The organism is Azospirillum sp. TSO5 (genome assembly GCF_003116065.1).
GTDB lineage: Bacteria > Pseudomonadota > Alphaproteobacteria > Azospirillales > Azospirillaceae > Azospirillum.
Window position 1 is genome coordinate 210899 of the sequence record NZ_LGQY01000032.1, and the last position, 19276, is coordinate 230174.

Consider the following 19276-nt stretch of genomic DNA (forward strand, 5'->3'; position numbering starts at 1 on the left):
CCGAATAGAAGAGGCCCTCCCGCCGCCGATTTCCAGCCCCTTTCGTGCGAACCGGCTCGCTCAGCCCTGATCGGCGGCGCGGTTCAGGTCGTCGCGCAGCCGCAGCAGCGCATCGCGGAGCGACATCAGTTCCCCGGCCGAACTGCCGGCGGCGGCGGCGATCCGCGTCGGCAGGCATTCGGCCTTGCCGCGCAGAGCCGCGCCCTCGGCGGTCAGGCCGATGCGGACCAGCCGTTCGTCCTGCGGATCGCGGGCGCGGGTGAGAAGCCCCTGCCCTTCCATCCGCTTCAGCAGCGGGGTCAGCGTGCCGCTGTCCAGCCCCAGCCGCTCGCCCAGCAGCTTCATCGACTGTCCGTCCTGTTCCCACAGCAGCAGCATGATGAGATACTGCGGATAGGTCAGGCCAAGCTGCTCCAGCATCGGGCGATAGACGCGGCTCATCGCCAGATTGGCCGAATAGAGCGCGAAGCACGCCTGGTTGGAAAGCAGAAGCGGGTCGTCCTTGTCGGCTGCCATGATGGGTGAACCTTGCAAATGCGGCGCGCCGCCGGGATGCCGCGCGTCGGTCGATCGTGCATCCTGCACAATCGCGCGCAACAGCCCGGCGGCGCAATGCCGAAGGCTTCTCGCCTCAGGCGATGCCCTCAGGCCCGGTCCTTAGGCAACGGTCGTGGTAACCGGAATGTTGCCCTTGGTGGCGTGGCTGTAGGGGCAGACCTTGTGGGCGCGGGCCAGCAGATCCTCGGCCGCGGCCTTGTCCATGCCCGGCAGCGAGACCACGAAATCGACCGTCAGGCCGAAGCCCTCGCCATCGTCGCGGGCGCCGATGCCGACCGTGGCGTTCACCGTCAGATCGACCGGAACGGCGATCTTGTCACGATTGCCGACGAACTTGATGGCGCCGATGAAGCAGGCCGAATAGCCGGCGGCAAACAGCTGTTCCGGGTTGGTGGCGCCGCCCTGGCCACCCAGTTCCTTCGGCGCGGCCAGCGCGACCGACAGCAGTCCATCCTCGCTGACGGCCTTGCCGTCACGGCCACCGGTCGCGGTCACCTTGGTCGAATAGAGGGTCTTCATGGTGCGTGCTCCTTCAGTGAGTTTGGTTTCCGGGGCGGCGGCCTTGACCGGCGCCCGTCGATCTCGTGGAACCAAATATCGCGCACAATTCGATTGCGCGCAACGTATTTGGTCGTGCGTAATTGAATTGTGCGCAATGCATCCGACGCATGGCCCGTCTTTCGAGCCCCACCTCACTGAAACAGTTCCGCAGGCCCATCGACGGGCTGGCCCTCGCCCACCGCCGGAGGCCCTACCCGACAATCCGGCCCCGCCGTAGCGGGAGCACCGGATCGAAGCGCGCGACCGGCTGCCCCCGCTGGTCGAGCGGGGGACGGCGCGGTTCAGCGGCAGCGACGCTTTGACCCGGTGGACCGTGGACGCGCGCTCCCGCTCAGAAGGCGGCGCGGAGGCCGGCGTAGACGGTACGCCCCTCACCCGGATAGAAGATCTGGGTGCCGGCGCGTCGGGCGTCCGTGATGGTGCCGATGTCGCTGACGTAGCGCTTGTCCGTCAGGTTGCGCGCGTCGACGAACAGCAGGACCCCGTCCTTCACCTCCATTCCGGTCTGGACACCCAACAGCGTGTAGCCCGGCGCCCGCAGCGTGTTCGCCTGATCGGCCCAGGCGCCCTGCGGCACCCAGTCCACGGTCGGCGTCACGTAGAAGCCGTCCGGCCGCGTGTAGGACAGGGACGTCCGCAGGACGTTCTTCGGCACGCCGGCGATGCTGTTGTTGCCGTATTGCCGGTCATTGCGGAAGTGGAAGTCGTTGTGGTTCCACACCTGTCCGACGATGAGCTTGTCGCCGGCCGTGGGGCCGGTGATGTCGCTGGCGACCTCGACCTTGATGCCCAGCTCCAGGCCCTGGTGCACGGTGCGGTCGGCATTGAAGGTGGCGGCCGGAATGCTGGGATTGGTGGTGAACTGCAGCATCTCCCCCTTCACCTGGGAGCGGTACAGCGTGGCGTCCCAGGAGAAACGCCCCTTCTGCCCGCGCGTCCCCACTTCCGCCGTCCAGGCGCGTTGCGCCTGCAGCGGCACGAAGGCGGGATTGCCGTTCGCCTGGGTCTGGGTGAGGTCGCTGAAGTCCGGCACGTCCATGCTGCGGGTGACGTCGGCAAAGACCTGCACGTCCGGCAGCGGCTCCCACAACAGGCCGAGCTTGGGGTTGAACCCGTCATAGGTCCGGTCGGAGTTGCGCCGCGGGTTCCAATGGTCGGTGAAGCTGCGCTCGTTGCGCAGCATCTTGGCCCCGGTCATCACCGCCAGGGTGGGCATGACATAGAGCCGGTTTTCGAGGTAACCCTCGTAGTTCCGGGCTTCCTGGCGGGTGTCGGCGGTCTGGGCGCCGCGGCTGCCCTTCACATTGACGAACTGCAGCGCCTTGTTGGTGCCGGCATAGGCCCGCAAGCCGACGGTCAGCTCGTCGCGCAGCCCGCCCACGGTGAAGGAGGTCGTGTAGCGGGTGCCGACGCCGTAGGTCCAACCATCCTGGTCAATGACCTGGAAGATCGGATGGAACAGCTTCTTGTGAATCCCCCAGCTGTCGATGTCCAACTGTCCGCCGTCGAGATGGATGGTGGTGCGGTTGGCCAGCCGTTCGGTCCAGGTCATGCGCGACTGGTCGCCCGACAGTGCCGCCGCCGCGGCGGAGCGCGGCCGGTTCAAGGCATCGCCCAAGCTCAGCGCACCGGGCAGCTTCTGGTCGACGACATAGGCGCCGGCGTAGAAGCGGGTCTCGACATTCGGGTTGAAGCGGTAGCCGACATTGGCATTCAGCAGTTCGCCTTGCCCTTCCGAATGGTCGCGATAGCCGTCGGAATGGGCGACGGTGCCGCTGATCAGATAGTCGGCGTCGCCGACCACGCGCGAAACCTGACCGCTGGCGGTGGCCGCGCCGTAGCTGCCCCCCTCCACCCGCAGGACGTTGGGCGCGACGGCGGTGCGGGCGGTCGGCGTCACGAAGTTGATGGCGCCGCCGAGGGTCGAAGAGCCATAGGCGAGCCCGTTCCCGCCGCGAAAGACCTCGGCATAGCGCAGGGCCAGCGGGTCGATCTGGTAGAAGTCGCCGCTGCCGTCGGCGAGGTTGACCGGAATGCCGTCCTGCAGCAGCTCGATCCCCCGCAGATGGTAGCCGCGGGCAAGGCCGGAGCCGCGCATCGACAGGCGGACCTCCTGGCCATAGCGGCTTTCGACGAAGACGCCGGGCGTGTCCTTGAGGACGTCGCGCAGATCCTTGGCATGCTGGCCCTTATAGGCCTCGGCATCGATGAAGCCGACGGAGCCGGCCGTGCGGTTCAGGTCGTCGCGCGCCTGCTCGGCGGACGGGGCGGTCGGGGAGCCGGCGCCTTGCGCGTTGATGGTGAGGGTGTCGAGGGTCACCGGGGCTGCCGTTTGCGCCGCGGCCGGAACCGGGGTCAGCACGGTGGTCGTCAGAAGAAGTGCGGCCAACGCGGCGGCACCGCGTCCGATGGTTTGGAAACGGGTCACAAAAGCTCTCCCTTGCGGGCCGGCGTCACGGGCCGGCCGGTCTCGTCGTTCAGCGGCTGTATCGGCGATGCGACGATCCCGGAGGCGCACGGGCGTTGGGGCGGTGGATGGAAGACCGGCGACGCGGCGGAGATCCGATGCGGCGGCGCTGCACCAAGCCGTGCCGGTGCGGCAACGGAAGCACGCCACCGTCGGGGGGAATGGCTGCGGGGACGGCGCAGCAGGTCAGACAATCGGGGCACAGGCGGTGCCCATGGCCCGCATCCGGCTTCGCCGAGCCGTTATAATCCGGCGCTTCGTCGTGCTGGCACAGCGACTGTTCCGCGACGGCCGCGGCCGCTTCGGCCACCAGCATCGCCACGGCCTGCCTCGGCGCCCAACACTGCAGCAGAAGCAGCGCCAGGGCGGCGAGGAGGGCGACAAGGCGGAGCGGGCGCGGCACCGGGGTCATGACTGGTCCGTCACCGCAACGCGAACTGCACGGGCAGCACGACATCGAGCCGGTCGCCGGGAAGGTCGTCCGGCATCGGCGGCAAGGGAGCCGCCCGCTCGATCATCACCTCCACCTGTCGGTCGAGGCTGTCGAAGCCCGAACCACGCTCGATGCGCCAGGACAGCACGGCACCATCGCGGGCCACGACGAAGCGCAGCAGGACGGTGCCCTCTTCGCGGGCGAGCTGGGCCGCACGCGGATAGGTCTTGTAACGGGCAAGCCGGGCCTGGAGCCGCGCCAGATAATCGGGCGGCGGCCCTGCGACGCGGGCCGGCGCCGGTTGCGACGGCGCGGATTGAGATTGGGGTTGAGGTTGGGCCACCGGAGGACGGTCGGCGACCTTCGACGCGGCAGACGCAACCGGTCGCGGATCCGGGCGAGTTGCCGGGCGCTTGACCGTTTCCGGCGGGCGGGGTTTGACAGCCGGAAGCGGGATCGCCGCCATGTCCGGGGCTGCCGCCGGCGGAGGCGGAACCTCCTCGATGGGCGTGGGGTCGGCGACGGCGACCGGTTGGGGGACCGGGTCCGGCAACAGCGGGGGCGGTTGCTCGGGCAAGGGGTCCGCCGGCGCCTGCTGCTCGGCCTGCTGTTCGGCGGCCGGCTCCGGCGGCGATGGATCAGCCGGGGGCGTCACTTCCGCCGGAGGCTCTGGATCGGGCTGCCGGAGGTCGAGTTCGACCAGAACCGCGGCCGGAGCTGGCGGCACGGGATCATAGCGCGCAGCCAGAAGGGCCAGCGCCCCGACATGCAGGGCGATCGAGAGGGCCCGCGCCCAATGGCGTCCTGCCCGGCGCATGGTCGGGGGGCGCATGGTCAGGGCGCCTTCTTCGCGGCAGGGGCCAAACCCTCCGCCATCAGCGACACCCGGGCAAAGCCGGCCTGGCTGACCTGCCCCATGACCTCCATGACCCGGCCATAGCTCAGCGCGCGGTCCCCCCGCACATAGACGACCGTGTCGGGGGCCTCCCGCGCCAGGGCCGCCAGCCGCGCCGGCAGATCGGCCGGCGCCATCTCCTCCTGGCCCAGGAAGACGCGGCCGTCCTCGTCGATGCTGACCTGGACGGGATCGCGCGGCTGGCTGAGTTTCTGGGCGGCGGTCTTCGGCAACTGCACCGGCACGCCGGCCGTCATCAGGGGTGCGGCCACCATGAAGATGACCAGCAGGACCAGCATCACGTCGATGAAGGGCGTGACGTTGATCTCGGCGACCGGACGGTAGGAGAACTCGTCCCCCGTCCGGTTCTCCGCAGGTGTCATCCCCATCACTCGGCCGCCACGCGGTGGGGCAGGCTGCGGCTGCGCACTGCCTGTCCGGCAAGGCGGCCGATGGCGACCGACAGCCGCTGCGACAGCCGGCCGAGGCCGCTGGTCAGCGCGTTGTAGGCGACCACCGCCGGGATGGCGGCGACCAGACCGATGGCGGTGGCGAACAATGCCTCGGCGATGCCCGGCGCCACCACGGCAAGGCTGGTGTCGTTCGCCCCGGCGATCGCGACGAAGCTGCGCATGATGCCCCACACCGTCCCGAACAGCCCGATGAAGGGAGCGGAGGAGCCGACGGTGGCGAGCACCGGCAGATGGCCGTCGAGACGGCGCAGTTCCTCGGACATGGCGGTACGCATGGCACGCTCCAGCCGCTCGCGCTGCTCGGCCCGGCTCTCGCCCGGATCGAAATCGTGCCACTCGTGCCGCCCGGCGGCGGCGATGGCGGCGGGCAGCCCGGAGAAGACGGTGTCGAGACCGCCTCCGCCGGCGACCGCCGCCTCGAAGGCGCGGGCCTGTGCCTTGGCGCGGGCGAGCGCCATGGATTTTTCCAGAATGATCGCCCAGCACGCCATCGACGCGGCGAGCAGCAGGATCATCACGCCCTTCACCACCGGATCGGCGGCAAGGAACAGGCCCACGATCGAGAAATCATGGTCTGGCATGAACCCCTCCCATAGATGCGCCGCAGCGGTCAGTGACCGGATGTCGGGGCGGTCAGGGTCAGGCCGGGGGCCGGTTCGGGGAGGTCGGCCGGCGTCTTGCCGGGCTCCGGAATCTCGATCCAGCGGGCCACGCCGGAACCGCATTCCTGCACCACCGGGAAATACAGCACCGTGCCTGCGGGCTGCTTGGGCAGCACGGCCTGGAAGACGAACTCGTCATACCAGGCGTCGGGCAGCGAACCGCCGGTCCAGGCGATCTCGGTGACGCCATGGGTGATGGTGCGGCCGTGCGACTGATAGGGCTGGGCGTATTCGCCGTCCTTGGCGGTCAGCGTCCAGCCGGGCTTCGGCATCGGCTTGGCGGCGACGACGCCGGCCGGCAGCCGGATGCGGACGGCGGTGGTGGCGGCGCCGCCGCAGCCGTGCGGCACCTTGACGACGGCCTTGTAATAGCTGCCGGCCGGGGCCTCGCGGGTTTCCAGGGTGACATGCGCGGACGCGGTGCCGGCCGTTGCGGCAAGGCACAGGAACCCGGCGCCCAGCGCCAGGGCTTGAATACGGTTCATGATGAGAGTTTCCGGACAGGAGATCGGGTGGGCGCACGCGCAGCGCACCCAGTTGACGGCGATCAGACCTGTGCGGTGTCCGGCGGCGCCCGTGGATGGAGGCACGTCAGGAAGAGCAGGCGCGGACGGACGCCGGCCTCCTGCGGCTGCGCGACCGCGTAATGATCGGTGGGGACCGGAAGCTCGCCGCCCGGTTCCGTAATCAGGCCGTGGGTGCCGAGCGCCAGACAGAACGGACAAACAGTTCCGTGATCGTCGCCGCCGGTAGGAGCCTGCGGGCTGTGCGCCGCCCCCGTCGGCATCTGCATCCCGGACCCGGCGCCAGGCTCCGGCTCGCCGCTTTCCTGGTGGCAGTCATGTGCCGCCGCGGCCTCGACCGGGTTTCCGATCCGGTAGCCGGCGGCCCGGGCCGCCATGGCGAAATCCGGAACGATGGTCTGCACCAGGATGGCAAGGATCGCCAGCCACGCCAGAACCCGCTGCCGACCGCCAAGCCCCCAGCAACCGCAAAGAGCGGTTCGTCGGCAAGAGGCTGGAGGGAGGCGGCGGGACATTCGACGCGACGGCTCGGCATTGGCTGTTGTGCGGGCAGAGGTATCAGGATCGGTTGCCTCCGGACTTGTCCGAGATCAAGCGAGGATCAATCCGACGTAGAAACCCGCCCCGCAGCCATTATCCCGGGGAGCATGGCTAAATCGTCTCACCCTTGTCGAACGGCTTGACTGGACGATGCCGCGCGTGAACGTTGGTTCCGGCCTTCCGCAACAGCTGGCTGACCTCGCATGGCTCGTCGCCGGACAGTCCGAAGCATGCGGGCGTCACGCTGATCGAGCCCCAACGGCACTGACATCCGGCACCAGCCGGGTGATCGGGCTGCATGCAGCCCTCGACCATGCCCCCTACCAGAGCGAGGCATCCTCATGCGTCCCGGCCTCCGTCGTATGACCGGCGTTCTTCCAATCGTGGTCTTGGCCGTGCTGATCCTCGCAGCCTTCCCGCCGAGCGGCTGGGCCCATGCGGTGCTGATGGAGTCGGTTCCGGCCGAAGGCGCCAGCCTCGACACCGCGCCGGCAAGCTTGACGCTGAGCTTCAATGAACCCGTCACTCCCGTCCGTATCCAACTGCTCGACCAGCAGGGACGGGATATGGCCGAGCAGCAAAGCGCGGTGGCGGAGAACGACAGCGTACGCCTCGCCCTGCCGCCGGGATTGCCGAACGGCCTCTATGTCGCCAGCTATCGCGTCACCTCGGCGGATGGCCATCCCGTTGCCGGTTCCTTCACGTTCGGGATCGGCGTGGCGCCGTCATCGGCGGCCAGCCCGCTTCCGCAGGACGACCCGTCCCGTGCCGCCGCCCTGGCCGGCCTGCTGTTGCGGACCTTGCATTACGCCACCCTGCTGGCCGGCACAGGCGGTGGCCTGTTCCTGGTGCTGGTGACGGGACGCTGGGCGACGCTCAACGACCGGCTGAAACCCTTTCTGTGCCTGATGCTGCTGGCGGCCGGCCTGTCGGCGACGCTGCTGGTGGGGGTGACCGGGGTGACGCTGGCAGGTCAACCCCTCGCCGCCCTGCTGACCGGAAGCCCCTGGACCACCGGAGCGGCGAGCAGCGTCGGCATCAGCGCCGGAGTCGCTCTGCTCGCCCTGCTCTGCTCGGCCTCTGGCTTGGCATTGGAGTTCCGTCCTGCGGTCGGACAGGGGCTGCTGGTGACGGGGGCACTGCTGGGGGCCACCTCGCTGGCCGTCACCGGCCATGCGGCCACGGCCTCTCCCCGATGGCTGAGCGCGCCGCTCGTCGGTTTGCATGGGCTGATGGCGGCCTACTGGGTCGGAGCGTTCTGGCCGTTGAGGATGGCATTGCGCCTGGAGTCGCCGGTTGTCGCCGCAAGGCTGACCCGCCGATTCTCGCGCTTGGCCGTCGGTGCCGTGGCCATCCTGGCCGGAGCCGGCATGGTTCTGTCCGCAATCCAGCTCCGCTCCTTCCAGGCGATCCTGTCCAGCAGCTATGGCTGGGTGTGGGCCGGCAAGATGCTGGCTGTCCTGTTGCTGCTCGGACTGGCGGCGTGGAACAGGCAGTCCCTGAGCCCGGCCCTCGACGGAGATGGCGACCGGGGTGGCGACCACGCCGTCAGGGCACTGCGGCGGAGCATCGTCCTGGAGATGGCGGTGGCCGGCGCTGCCCTGCTGCTGACAGCGGCCTTCGCCCTGACGCCCCCGCCCCGCGCATTGAGCGCAGCCGAGGAAAAGCCACCGGCCGGATTTTCCACCCTTGCGGTGAAAGGAGGTCTCGTCGCCATCATCGACGTTGTTCCGGCGAAGCCGGGAAGCAACGGCGTTCGGCTCCATCTTCAGGATGAGGATGGCAAGCCGGTTTCCACCCGTGAGGTGACGATGAACTGGGAGCTGTCGGCAGCGGGTGTGGCCCCTCTGCGGCGTACCCTGACAACCTACGGCCCTGGCTTCTTCGGAGTCGACGACATGACTCTGCCGCTTGCTGGTCGATGGTCGTTGCGCCTTGAGGTGCTGATCGACGATTTCGACAAGCGGACGTTCCAAACCGAAGTGTCGATCGGTGAGGCGCCGGGGGACATCGGGACGATCAAGTGACGGCATTCGCAAAGTGAGGAACAGGGCGTTTTGGCGATGAACGATCACCGCCGGTCCTGCTGCGCCCTCGGTTGCAGGATCTCGCCGCGATGGAGATGCGCTGCGCCCGGTTGAGCGGGCATCGCACGAATCTGTTCGGTTACGTTGAGTTCCACACGGCGCCGAAAGATGACGCATCGGCAGCCGATGACGCGGGCAAAGAAAAAGCCCTGGAACCGTTAGGTTCCAAGGCTTTTCCGGTCCTTCCGGAACTGGTCGGAGCGACAGGATTCGAACCTGCGACCCCCAGACCCCCAGTCTGATGCGCTACCAGGCTGCGCTACGCTCCGTCAACTTCACCGCAGTGCTTGCGGCTTGGCTCCGGAAGGGAACGGGACTATAGCCGCGGGCTTTTGCCGATGCAACATCTCCCGTGATGATTTTTCAGCTTTTTTTGCTCCCCATTTCGGACAGTCGGGACAGCACCGATCGCAGCGATTTCAACTCGTCCAGCACCATGTTGATCTCGTGACGTACTGCATCGGACAGGGGCGGATGATCGGCACCGCCCTCCCCGACGTCATCGGACTCGTCCCCGGCGAAAGCCTCGGCATCCGCCGCGTCGCCGCCATCATCCGTATCTTCCGGCAGCGGCGGCGTCGGGTCGGCCATCCGCCCTTCCTTCAACAGGCGCTGAACGCCCTTGATGGTATAACGGTCCTCATACAGCAGTGCCTGGATGCGCCGCAGAAGCTCGACATCCTCCGGCCGGTAATAGCGTCGCCCACCGCCGCGCTTCAGCGGGCGGATCTGGGGAAACTTCGTCTCCCAGAACCGCAGCACATGCTGAGGCACGTTGAGGTCGGTCGACACCTCGCTGATGGTGCGATAGGCCGTGGCGGATTTCATGACCGGATCAGGCCGCCATCCGACAACGATCGGGGGCGGCAGTCCGTGGGACGGCACGGCATGGCGATGGGCAGGGCTTCCGGATCATCATCGGAAACGGCCGGCGTCAGGACAGCGCCCGCGCGGGCGTCGGCGCCCCACCCTCCTGAACGTCGTTGATGCGGTTCTTCAGAACATGGCTGGCGCGGAAGACCAGGACGCGGCGCGGCAGGATCGGCACCTCTTCCCCGGTCTTGGGGTTGCGGCCGATTCGCTCGCCCTTCTGGCGGACCTGAAAGCTGCCGAAGGACGAGATCTTCACCATCTCCCCCCGGGCGAGCGCATCGGAAATCTCGTCCAGGACGGTTTCGACCAGATCGGCCGATTCATTGCGCGAAAGACCGACCTCCTGATAGACGGCTTCGCTCAATTGCGCGCGCGTGACGGTGTTTTGCGACATTGTTCGACCTCCCCCCGCAACCATTGCGAAGACGGTAATCCGGGGGAAGAAGGTCCGTCAATTCAAAAGCTTGGCAGGCGCAAACGGCCCGGCCGAAGTCCGGCCGGGGTTGCAGCGCAGCATGCTGATGGGGAAATGGGGAAGGAGCGCCGGCGGCTTACCAGCGGATCAGCGCCGAACCCCAGGTCAGGCCGCCGCCGATGGCTTCCATCAGGATCAGGTCGCCGCGCTTGATGCGGCCGTCGGCAACCGCCTCGCCCAGCGCCAGCGGGATCGACGCGGCCGAGGTGTTGCCATGGCGGTCCACCGTCAGCACCACCTTTTCCGGCGACAGCTTCATCTTGCGGGCCAGCCCGTCGATGATGCGGCGGTTCGCCTGGTGCGGCACCATCCAGTCGATGTCGGTCGACTCGAGGCCGTTGGCGACCAGAGCCTCCTCCACCACCGCCGACAGCTTGGACACGGCATGGCGGAAGATTTCCTGCCCGTGCATGCGGACATGGCCGATGGTGCCGGTGGACGACGCGCCGCCATCGACATAGAGCAGGTCGTACTGGGTGCCGTCGGAATGCAGGTGGGTGGACAGCACGCCGCGGTCGGACGAATCGCCCTTGCCCTCATAGGCATCCAGGACGATGGCGCCGGCGCCGTCGCCGAACAGCACGCAGGTGGTGCGGTCGCTCCAGTCCAGCAGGCGGGAGAAGGTCTCCGCCCCGATCACCAGGGCGCGCTTGGCCTGACCGTTGCGCAGGAAATTGTCGGCCACCGACATGGCATAGACGAATCCGGCGCACACCGCCTGGATGTCCATGGCGAAGCCCTTGGTCCCCAACGCCGCCTGCACCTTGGTCGCCGTTGCCGGGAAGGTGTTGTCGGGCGTGGTGGTGGCCAGGATGATGCAGTCGATGCTGGAGGCCGGCACGCCGGCATGTTCCAGCGCGCGGGTCGCCGCGGCGATGGCGAGGTCGGAGGTCTTCTCCCCCTCCGCGGCGATGTGGCGCGACTTGATGCCGGTGCGCTGGACGATCCACTCGTCCGACGTGTCGACCCGCTGTTCCAGATCTTGGTTGGTGACGACGTTGGACGGCAGGAAGATACCGCAACCCAGAACTCGGGAACGCATGACCATTGTTCAGCCCGCCGCCGCCTTCGTGTCGGGAAGAGGGTTCGCGTCGGCTATGCGCCCCATCTCTTCCTTGATGCGTTCGTTGAAGCCGTGCGTCGCCAGATTGACGGCGACCGCGACGGCGTTGGCGAAGCCGACCGCGTCGGTGCCGCCATGGCTCTTCACGCAGACGCCGCGCAGGCCCAGGAACATCGCGCCGTTGTAGCGGCGCGGGTCGATCCGCTCGCGGAAGCGCTTGAAGGCGCCGCGTGCCAGCAGATAGCCGATCCGTGCCAGGAACGACGTCGCGAAGGTCCGGCGCAGGAATTCGGAGAACAGCTTGGCCGTGCCCTCCGCCGTCTTCAGCGCGACATTGCCGGTGAAGCCGTCGGTGACGATGACGTCGACCGTTCCCAACCCGATGTCCGTGCCCTCGACGAAGCCATGGAAACGGCCGGGCAGCGGCATGTCGCGCAGGCTGGCCGCCGCGGCACGCACCACCTCGTTGCCCTTCATGTCCTCCGACCCGATGTTCAGCACACCGATCGACGGCTCCGGAAGGCCCAGGATGGCGCGCGCGAAGACGGCCCCCATCACGGCGAACTGGACGAGATTTTCCGGCTGGCATTCGGCGTTGGCGCCGAGGTCCAGCATCACGCTCTCGCCCCGTTGCGTCGGGAAGAAGGAGGCCATCGCCGGCCGGTCGATGCCCGGCAGCGTCTTCAGCACGAATTTCGCCATCGCCATCAAGGCGCCGGTGTTGCCGGCCGACACCACGCAGGCAGCCTCGCCCGCCGCGACGGCGTCGATGGCAAGCCGCATGCTGGACTGGCGACCGGCGCGCAGCGCCACTGCTGGTTTGGCGTCACCGGCCACGAAGTCGGCGGTGTGGCGGATCTCCGCCACCGCCTTCAACGCAGGCCGCTGGTTCAGCAGCGGTTCAAGCCGCTGCTGGTCGCCATACAGCAGAAAGCGCACGTCGGGATGGCGCTCCCGCGCGATGTCCGCCCCGGCAATGACCATGTCGGGGCCGTGATCGCCACCCATGGCATCCAGGGCGATGGTCAGGCGCTGGCTCACCGCGAACAGGCTCCCCGGCTTGGACCCCGGTAGGGGCGACCAGCGCCCCCGGTCATCGGGACCTCAGACAACGCGATCCGGATCAAGCGGCCGCGGTGCCGCTCTGAACCACTTCACGCTGGTCGTAATGGCCGCAAGACCCGCAGACGTGGTGCGGACGCTTCAGCTCGCCGCAGTTCGGACACTCGTTGTACGCCGAGGTCGGCAGAGCGTGGTGCGAACGCCGCATGTTGCGCCGCGACTTGGAGGTCTTCTTCTTCGGAACAGCCATGACCGTAAACTCTCTTCATTGGAAAGGGCGGCCCGAACAGGGGCCGCCCAGCGCGAGCGGCATTCAATAAGGCAAATGCCCCCAAAGGGCAAGCCCGAACAACCCCCATTTCGCAACCCCGCGCCGCTCATTGGTGGGGGTGGAAATGCCGGCCCTTATACAAGGCACGGCGGGGAAAGCAACAGCCGGATCAGTTGCGCGACTTCAACTGCTGCAGGACGGCGAATGGATTGGGCTTTTCAGGCTCCGCAGCCGCCTCTTCCTCCACCGTCTCCTCGCCCTCATGCTCGCGATAGTCCTCGAATTCCACGCCCTCCGCATGAGGATAGGGGTCGAGTCCGAGCGACAGGTGCTGCGCCGTCAGCTCGCCGATGTCGATTCGGTTGTTCTCCATCGGCTCTGGAATGTCTTCGTCCGACAGGGACGGGTCGAAATCGACCTCCAGCCCCTGGTCCTCGATCATCGACGGCGGAGCGAACAGCGCATCGAAGCTCTCGCTGACATGGGCGGGCACCGGTTCCAGCGTGACGACGCAGGTCTGCACCACGTCGGCCTCCAACTGGCCGGAGACACGAATCATCTGGCCGCCGCGCACAGCGCGCAGTTTCACCGTGGCGGTCAGGCTGCCGATCGACTCCAGCTCCAGCCGCTCGGCCAGCGCCTTGCGCTCCGTCTCCGTCGCTTCGATGGTCTCGGTCACGTCGGCGCGGCGCACCGCGTCGGCAGGGACGATGCGCGAGAATTCCGGGGCCGGCAGGGCACCGTTGGCAGGGCTCATGGCGAAAGACTCTCTGATCGTAAACCGAAACGGCCGGCGCGACGGGCGACCGGCATCTGTTTGAGTCACATGCAGCCGCCGGACCGGAAAGGCAAGCCCTCAAGCAACGCCCCGGGCATCACCCCAGGCATCGGCCGCCCGGCTGCGGGCGATTCACCGCTCACCTTATATAGTGCAGCGCTCACGCCGGCACCGGGGCGAAGCGGACCTCCCCCCGCATCAGCGACTCCAGCGGCTGGGCGTCAAGCGCCGCGGCGCAGGCGCGGGCATAGGCGGCCATGGTCGCCAGCGCCCCGTCCGGCACCGGGTCCACCGTGCCGTAGAGGTTGTTGTCGAGCGCCACCTCCAGCCTGCCGTGGTCGGAGTCGGCCAGTGCCTCGTCATAGGCGCGGATTCGCCCGGCCATGCCGCGGGCCATCGTCTTGACCCGCCGGGCGATGCCGCTGTCGCCGACCCCCATCTCCAGCAGCGACTTCTCGAAATCGTCGACCATCGTCTCATAGAGGCGCTGCGACAGTTTGCCCGCCTCCGCGCCCTGCCCTTTCAGCCGGCGCATCACCAGAAGGAGATGCAGCGCCACCATCTCGAACCGCCCGTCGAGCGTGTCGGGCACGGCAAGCGCACTGTAGAAGGCCGGCTCGCGGGCGCGGCGGACGATGGCGGTGAACAGCCCGCCCACCGCCGTGGCGTTGCGGGCACGCGCACCGCCGCCGATACCGGACATCAAAGGGGCCAGCAGACGGCCGATAAAGCTTCCTGACACGAACGGCAGCCCTTCCCCGACTCGGAGTCTCGTTGACAGGGCGAAGCAGCCGGTGCGATTGTCCTGCCCGGAGACTGTCCACAGCCGTGGACGGCCTTTCTGCCCCGCCGGCTCCATCATAGCCCGAGCACCATGACCAGATCGAACTTTTCCGCCCCCCGCACCGTCATTCGCACCGCCCTGCTGGGCAGCGTCCTGCTCGCCGGCCTTGCCGCGACCGGATGCTCCCCCGTCGTCGCCACCCGTGGCAACCTGACGGACCCGCAGCAGGTGGCAGAGCTGCAGCCGGGCCAGAGCCGGCGCGACGACGTCGCCGCGGTGCTGGGCACGCCGACCTCGGTCGGCACCTTCGATCCGAACGTCTGGTACTATATCGGCCAGAAGACCGAGAAGACCGCCTTCTTCGAGCCGGAAGTGACAGAGCGCCGCGTCGTCGTCGCCCATTTCGACGACAGCGGCGTCCTGCGCGAGATCAAGACGCTCGACAAGTCGGCAGGCCAGGACGTCGATCTGGTGGAGCGCACCACCCCCACGGCCGGCCGCGAGATGGGCTTCCTGGAACAGATGATGGGCAACGTCGGCCGCTTCTCCGCCAAGGACACCAAGGGCAAGGGCCCCGGCAGCTGATCGCTTAGCCGATAGCCTGGCTTTCCGTGCCCGTTCAGCCCGATACAGACACCGACCTGCGCCACATGCGCGCCGCCCTGTCGCTCGCCGCGCGCGGGCTGGGGCGGACCTGGCCGAATCCGGCGGTCGGCTGCGTTCTGGTCCGCGACGGCGTCGTGATCGGCCGCGGCTGGACCCAGCCCGGCGGCCGGCCGCATGCCGAGACGGAGGCGCTGGCCCGCGCCCGCAGCCTCTCCGGCGGAGCGGAAGGCGCCGCCGCCTACGTCACGCTCGAACCCTGCAATCATTATGGCAAGACGCCGCCCTGCGCCCTGGCGCTGGTCGAGGCGAAGGTGACGCGCGTCGTCGTCGCCTGCCAGGACCCCGACCCGCGGGTTGCCGGCGGCGGTCTGGCCCGGTTGCGCGACGCCGGCATCGAGGTGACCACCGGCGTCTGCGAGGCCGAGGCGCTCGCCCTGAACGAGGGCTTCTTCAACCGCATCACGCTGGGCCGTCCGCTGGTCACATGCAAGGTCGCCAGCACGCTCGACGGCCGCATCGCCACCGCCACCGGCGAGTCGCAGTGGATCACCGGCCCGACCGCCCGTGCCTGGGGCCACCGGCTGCGCGCCAGCCACGACGCCATCCTGGTCGGCATTGGCACCGCGCTGGCCGACGATCCCGAACTGACCTGCCGCCTGCCCGGTCTGGAAGACCGCAGCCCGGTCCGCGTGGTTGTGGACAGCCGCCTGCGCCTGCCGCCGACGGCGAAACTCGCCACCGGTGCCGGCCGCATCCCGACCTGGGTCCTCACCGGCCCCTCCCCCGACACCGCCCGCACCGATGCGCTGACCGCGCTCGGCGTCGAGGTGATCCCGGTCGCCACCGGTATTGATGACCGCGTCGATCCAGCCGCCGCAATGGCCGCCCTCGCCTCCCGCGGCATCACCCGCGTGCTGGTGGAGGGCGGAGCGTCCATGGCCGGCGCCCTGCTCGGCGCCGGTCTGGTCGACCGGCTGGAGTGGTTCCGCGCCGCGTCGCTGATCGGCGGCGACGGGCTGCCGGCGGTCGCCGGTTTCGGAGTCGAGGCGCTGACCGCCATGGCGCGCTTCGAACGCACCGCCGCCCGCAACGCCGGCGCCGATCTGGCCGAAAGCTACCGCCGGATCCCCGCCAAGGCATCGGTCTAGCCGACGCAACAGACCGTTGCGCCGCCCGCGGTGTCGCGCGCGCTTCCCCTGGCCGCGAAACCTGCTAAATTCCCCGCATGTTCACCGGAATCATCACCGATGTCGGGCGCGTCCAGGCCGTGGAGCGGCAGGGCGACACCCGGTTCACCATCGAGACCGCCTTCGACACGGAGACGATCGCGATCGGGGCGTCCATCGCCCACAACGGCGTCTGTCTGACGGTCATCGAAAAGGGACCGGGGACCTACGTCATCCAGGCGTCGGGGGAAACCCTGTCGAAGACGACGCTCGGCGGGTGGGAACCCGGCACGCGCGTCAACCTGGAGCGCGCGCTGAAGGTCGGCGACGAGCTGGGCGGCCACATCGTGTCCGGCCATGTCGACGGCGTCGGCCGGCTGCTGTCGATCCGCCCCGACGGCGAATCGCTGCGCCTGACCTTCGAGGCGCCGGCGAACCTCGCCAAATACATCGCGCCCAAGGGCTCGGTCGCCATCGACGGCGTGTCGCTGACCGTCAACGAGGTCGAGGGCAACCGCTTCGGCGTCAACATCATCCCCCACACCCAGACCGCCACCACATTCGGCGGTCTGAAGGAGGGCGATCCGGTCAATCTCGAAATCGATATGCTGGCGCGCTATGTCGCCCGGCTCGCGGGGCAGGAATGACGTCCGAGTTTCACAAGTACCTGTCGACGGCCGAAGAGATCATCGAAGAGGCGCGTCAGGGCAGAATGTTCATCCTGGTCGACGACGAGGACCGGGAGAACGAGGGCGATCTGGTGATCCCCGCCTCCTGCGCCACGCCTGAAGCGGTGAACTTCATGGCCAAGCATGGGCGCGGCCTGATCTGCCTGACCATGGACCGGCCGAACATCGAACGGCTGCGGCTGCCGCTGATGGCGCAGCAGAACGCCTCGCGCCACCAGACCGCCTTCACCGTCTCGATCGAGGCGCGCGAGGGGGTGACCACCGGCATCTCCGCCGCCGACCGCGCCCGCACCATCGCCGTCGCCATCGACCCGGCATCCGGTCCGCAGGACCTCGCCACCCCCGGCCACATCTTCCCGCTGCTGGCGCGTGACGGCGGCGTGCTGGTCCGCGCCGGCCATACGGAGGCGTCGGTCGACATCGCCCGGCTGTCCGGCCACACCAACTCGGCCGTGATCTGCGAGATCATGAACGACGACGGCACCATGGCCCGCCTGCCGGATCTGGTGCAGTTCGCCCAGTTCCACGGGCTGAAGGTGGGCACCATCGCCGACCTGATCGCCTACCGCCGCCGCACCGAAACCATCGTCGAGCAGGTGCTGGCCGGCACGCTGGACAGCCGCTATGGCGGCCGCTTCCAGTCCTACGTCTACATCAACAAGATCCAGTATGCGGAGCACATCGCGCTGGTGCGTGGCGATATCTCCGGCGACGAGCCGGTGCTGGTCCGCATGCATGCCCAATCGGTGCTGGACGACGTGCTGGGCGACCGCAACTCCGGCCGCGACAACGACCTCCACGCCTCGATGGAGCTGATCGCCAAGGAAGGCCGCGGCGTCATCGTGCTTCTGCGCGAGCCGAACCCGAACGGCCTCTCGGTCACGCTGAAGGCCCGGCTGGAAGGTCAGGCCAGCAGCGTGCCGGAACTGCGCGATTACGGCATCGGCGCGCAGATCCTGCTGGATCTCGGCGTGCGCAAGATGGAGCTGATCTCCAACCGCAAGAAGCCGATCATCGGGCTGGAGGGCTACGGCCTGACCGTGGTCGGCCACCGCGCGATCGGCCCCAACGTCGATGGAACGGGCGCCGCCGAACCGGGCGACGACTGAGAAAGGGACTGGTCGCCGCCGGATGACCGACACGCCCCACATCATGGTCGTGGACGCCCGCGTCCACGAGGACATCGCCGATGAGCTGGCGCGTGGCGCCGTCGCGGAACTGGACCGCGCCGGCGCCACGCACATCCGCTATGGCGTGCCCGGCTGTCTGGAGCTTCCGGCGGCGATCATGTACGCCATCCGCTCGATGGATTTCTTCACCGCCCGCAAGCGCTTCGATGGCTATGTCGCGCTGGGCTGCGTCATCCGGGGCGAAACGACGCGGTACGAAACGATCTGTACCGAAAGCGCCCGCGGCTTGCAGGATCTGGCGCTGCGTTACAGTCTGGCGGTCGGAAACGGCATCCTGACGGTGGAAAACCGCGAGCAGGCCTGGGTGCGGGCCAATGTCGGATCGGTCAATACGGGCGGCCGCGCCGCGCGGGCCTGTCTTGACATGATTGACCTGAAGCGCAAATTCCGCCTCTATCCGCGCTGACCCCGACATCTCCTCTCTTTTAGCGACTGCAGATCATGAGCAACGACGACGCGGGCAGCCCCGTGACACCCGATCACGCCCCCAAGGGCGGCGACTCCAAGGGCAAATCAAAGTCCCGCAAGAACAAGACCGGCGGCGGCTCCGCCAAGGCGCGCCGCAAGGCCGCCCGTCTGGCCGCGGCCCAGGCGCTGTACCAGATCGATCTGGCCCAGGCCCCGGTCGAGAATGTCGTCGGCGAGTTCGTCGCCCACCGGCTGGGCGAGGAGATCGACGGCGACAAGTTCGTCGCCGGCGATCCGCAGCTGTTCGCCGACATCGTCCGCGGCGTCGTCCACCGCCGGGCCGAGGTCGACGGGGTGCTGGGCGCCGCGCTCGATCCGCGCTTTCCGCTCGACCGGCTGGAACTGCTGCTGCGCGCCATCCTGCGCGCCGGCGCCTATGAGATCGCGGTCCATATGGACACCCACCCGCGCATCCTCATCAGCGAATATGTCGACGTCGCCCGCGCCTTCTTCTCCGGCCGCGAGCCGGCGATGGTGAACGGCGTCCTCGACCACGTCGCCCGCGCGCTGCGCGCCGACGACCTCGCCAAACCCGACCCCGGCCGCGGCACGGGCGAGGAGTAAGGAATCGCCCTCTCCCGCCTCTCGCACAAACTTCGTTTGTGCTGACGGCGTCAGGCGGATCGAAGATCCGCTGAGAGCCCCGGGAGA

The 19276-nt window shown here is 68.3% G+C and carries 23 protein-coding genes and 1 tRNA gene; 7 read left to right on the forward strand and 17 right to left on the reverse strand.

All coding sequences use genetic code 11. The annotated features are described in order from the left end of the window. Positions 1-60: 60 nt before the first annotated feature. From TSO5_RS10490 to TSO5_RS10530, 9 genes are all read right to left on the reverse strand, one after another. Positions 61-516, reverse strand: coding sequence for a MarR family transcriptional regulator (locus TSO5_RS10490; protein WP_109151519.1), 456 nt, complete (start codon positions 514-516; stop codon positions 61-63). 141 nt (positions 517-657) lie between these two features. Then, positions 658-1077, reverse strand: coding sequence for an organic hydroperoxide resistance protein (locus tag TSO5_RS10495; protein ID WP_109151520.1), 420 nt, complete (start codon positions 1075-1077; stop codon positions 658-660). Between the two features lie 373 nt (positions 1078-1450). Further along, on the reverse strand, positions 1451-3547 hold the full coding sequence (locus tag TSO5_RS10500) for a TonB-dependent receptor (protein WP_199230846.1): 2097 nt from the start codon (positions 3545-3547) through the stop codon (positions 1451-1453). A 49-nt stretch (positions 3548-3596) separates the two neighbouring features. Beyond that, complete coding sequence (locus TSO5_RS10505; protein ID WP_109151521.1) at positions 3597-3998, reverse strand: DUF2946 family protein; 402 nt, start codon at positions 3996-3998, stop codon at positions 3597-3599. A gap of 10 nt (positions 3999-4008) precedes the next feature. Beyond that, on the reverse strand, positions 4009-4851 hold the full coding sequence (locus tag TSO5_RS10510; protein WP_109151522.1) for a TonB family protein: 843 nt from the start codon (positions 4849-4851) through the stop codon (positions 4009-4011). A 2-nt stretch (positions 4852-4853) separates the two neighbouring features. After that, entirely contained in the window at positions 4854-5297 is a 444-nt protein-coding gene (gene tolR / locus TSO5_RS10515) for a protein TolR (RefSeq protein ID WP_199230847.1), read from the reverse strand. A 5-nt stretch (positions 5298-5302) separates the two neighbouring features. Next, a complete protein-coding gene (locus TSO5_RS10520) occupies positions 5303-5968 on the reverse strand; it encodes a MotA/TolQ/ExbB proton channel family protein (protein WP_109151524.1) in 666 nt (221 codons plus the stop codon). A gap of 29 nt (positions 5969-5997) precedes the next feature. Next, complete coding sequence (locus tag TSO5_RS10525) at positions 5998-6534, reverse strand: DUF1775 domain-containing protein (protein ID WP_109151525.1); 537 nt, start codon at positions 6532-6534, stop codon at positions 5998-6000. Between the two features lie 62 nt (positions 6535-6596). Beyond that, positions 6597-7088, reverse strand: coding sequence for a DUF2946 family protein (locus TSO5_RS10530; protein WP_109151526.1), 492 nt, complete (start codon positions 7086-7088; stop codon positions 6597-6599). 387 nt (positions 7089-7475) lie between these two features. On the opposite strand from TSO5_RS10530, the gene TSO5_RS10535 reads away from it, so the two are divergent. Further along, positions 7476-9140 carry a copper resistance protein CopC gene (locus TSO5_RS10535; protein WP_158282394.1) on the forward strand — a complete coding sequence of 555 codons (1665 nt, stop codon included), beginning with the start codon at positions 7476-7478 and terminating at the stop codon, positions 9138-9140. A gap of 252 nt (positions 9141-9392) precedes the next feature. Here TSO5_RS10535 and TSO5_RS10540 read toward each other — a convergent pair. The 8 genes from TSO5_RS10540 to TSO5_RS10575 form a co-directional block, all read right to left on the reverse strand. Next, a tRNA-Pro gene (locus TSO5_RS10540) sits at positions 9393-9469 on the reverse strand. A 94-nt stretch (positions 9470-9563) separates the two neighbouring features. Beyond that, complete coding sequence (locus TSO5_RS10545; RefSeq protein ID WP_109151528.1) at positions 9564-10028, reverse strand: MerR family transcriptional regulator; 465 nt, start codon at positions 10026-10028, stop codon at positions 9564-9566. 106 nt (positions 10029-10134) lie between these two features. After that, positions 10135-10467, reverse strand: a complete 333-nt coding sequence (locus TSO5_RS10550; protein WP_014247260.1) for an integration host factor subunit alpha — start codon at positions 10465-10467, stop codon at positions 10135-10137. A gap of 157 nt (positions 10468-10624) precedes the next feature. Next, positions 10625-11596 carry a beta-ketoacyl-ACP synthase III gene (locus tag TSO5_RS10555; protein WP_109151529.1) on the reverse strand — a complete coding sequence of 324 codons (972 nt, stop codon included), beginning with the start codon at positions 11594-11596 and terminating at the stop codon, positions 10625-10627. 3 nt (positions 11597-11599) lie between these two features. Further along, a complete protein-coding gene (gene plsX / locus TSO5_RS10560; protein WP_109074555.1) occupies positions 11600-12652 on the reverse strand; it encodes a phosphate acyltransferase PlsX in 1053 nt (350 codons plus the stop codon). 82 nt (positions 12653-12734) lie between these two features. After that, positions 12735-12923 (reverse strand): 50S ribosomal protein L32, encoded by a 189-nt coding sequence (gene rpmF, locus TSO5_RS10565; protein ID WP_012973646.1) that lies wholly within the window; start codon positions 12921-12923, stop codon positions 12735-12737. A 190-nt stretch (positions 12924-13113) separates the two neighbouring features. Beyond that, a complete protein-coding gene (locus tag TSO5_RS10570; protein WP_109151530.1) occupies positions 13114-13701 on the reverse strand; it encodes a DUF177 domain-containing protein in 588 nt (195 codons plus the stop codon). 181 nt (positions 13702-13882) lie between these two features. Continuing rightward, positions 13883-14464: a ubiquinol-cytochrome C chaperone family protein gene (locus TSO5_RS10575; protein WP_247870690.1), complete on the reverse strand. Its 582-nt coding sequence runs from the start codon at positions 14462-14464 to the stop codon at positions 13883-13885. 132 nt (positions 14465-14596) lie between these two features. Between TSO5_RS10575 and bamE the strand changes: the two genes are divergently transcribed. From bamE to nusB, 6 genes are all read left to right on the forward strand, one after another. Next, complete coding sequence (gene bamE / locus TSO5_RS10580) at positions 14597-15091, forward strand: outer membrane protein assembly factor BamE (RefSeq protein WP_109151532.1); 495 nt, start codon at positions 14597-14599, stop codon at positions 15089-15091. A gap of 26 nt (positions 15092-15117) precedes the next feature. Then, positions 15118-16260 (forward strand): bifunctional diaminohydroxyphosphoribosylaminopyrimidine deaminase/5-amino-6-(5-phosphoribosylamino)uracil reductase RibD, encoded by a 1143-nt coding sequence (gene ribD, locus TSO5_RS10585; RefSeq protein ID WP_348981055.1) that lies wholly within the window; start codon positions 15118-15120, stop codon positions 16258-16260. Positions 16261-16337: 77 nt separating this feature from the next. Then, complete coding sequence (locus tag TSO5_RS10590) at positions 16338-16925, forward strand: riboflavin synthase (RefSeq protein WP_109151534.1); 588 nt, start codon at positions 16338-16340, stop codon at positions 16923-16925. Then, on the forward strand, positions 16922-18076 hold the full coding sequence (ribB, locus tag TSO5_RS10595; protein WP_109151535.1) for a 3,4-dihydroxy-2-butanone-4-phosphate synthase: 1155 nt from the start codon (positions 16922-16924) through the stop codon (positions 18074-18076). Before TSO5_RS10590 ends, ribB begins: the two co-directional genes overlap by 4 nt. Before the next feature lie 22 nt (positions 18077-18098). Continuing rightward, a complete protein-coding gene (locus TSO5_RS10600) occupies positions 18099-18563 on the forward strand; it encodes a 6,7-dimethyl-8-ribityllumazine synthase (protein ID WP_109151536.1) in 465 nt (154 codons plus the stop codon). A gap of 35 nt (positions 18564-18598) precedes the next feature. Then, positions 18599-19189: a transcription antitermination factor NusB gene (nusB, locus tag TSO5_RS10605; protein ID WP_109151537.1), complete on the forward strand. Its 591-nt coding sequence runs from the start codon at positions 18599-18601 to the stop codon at positions 19187-19189. Positions 19190-19276 lie beyond the last annotated feature (87 nt).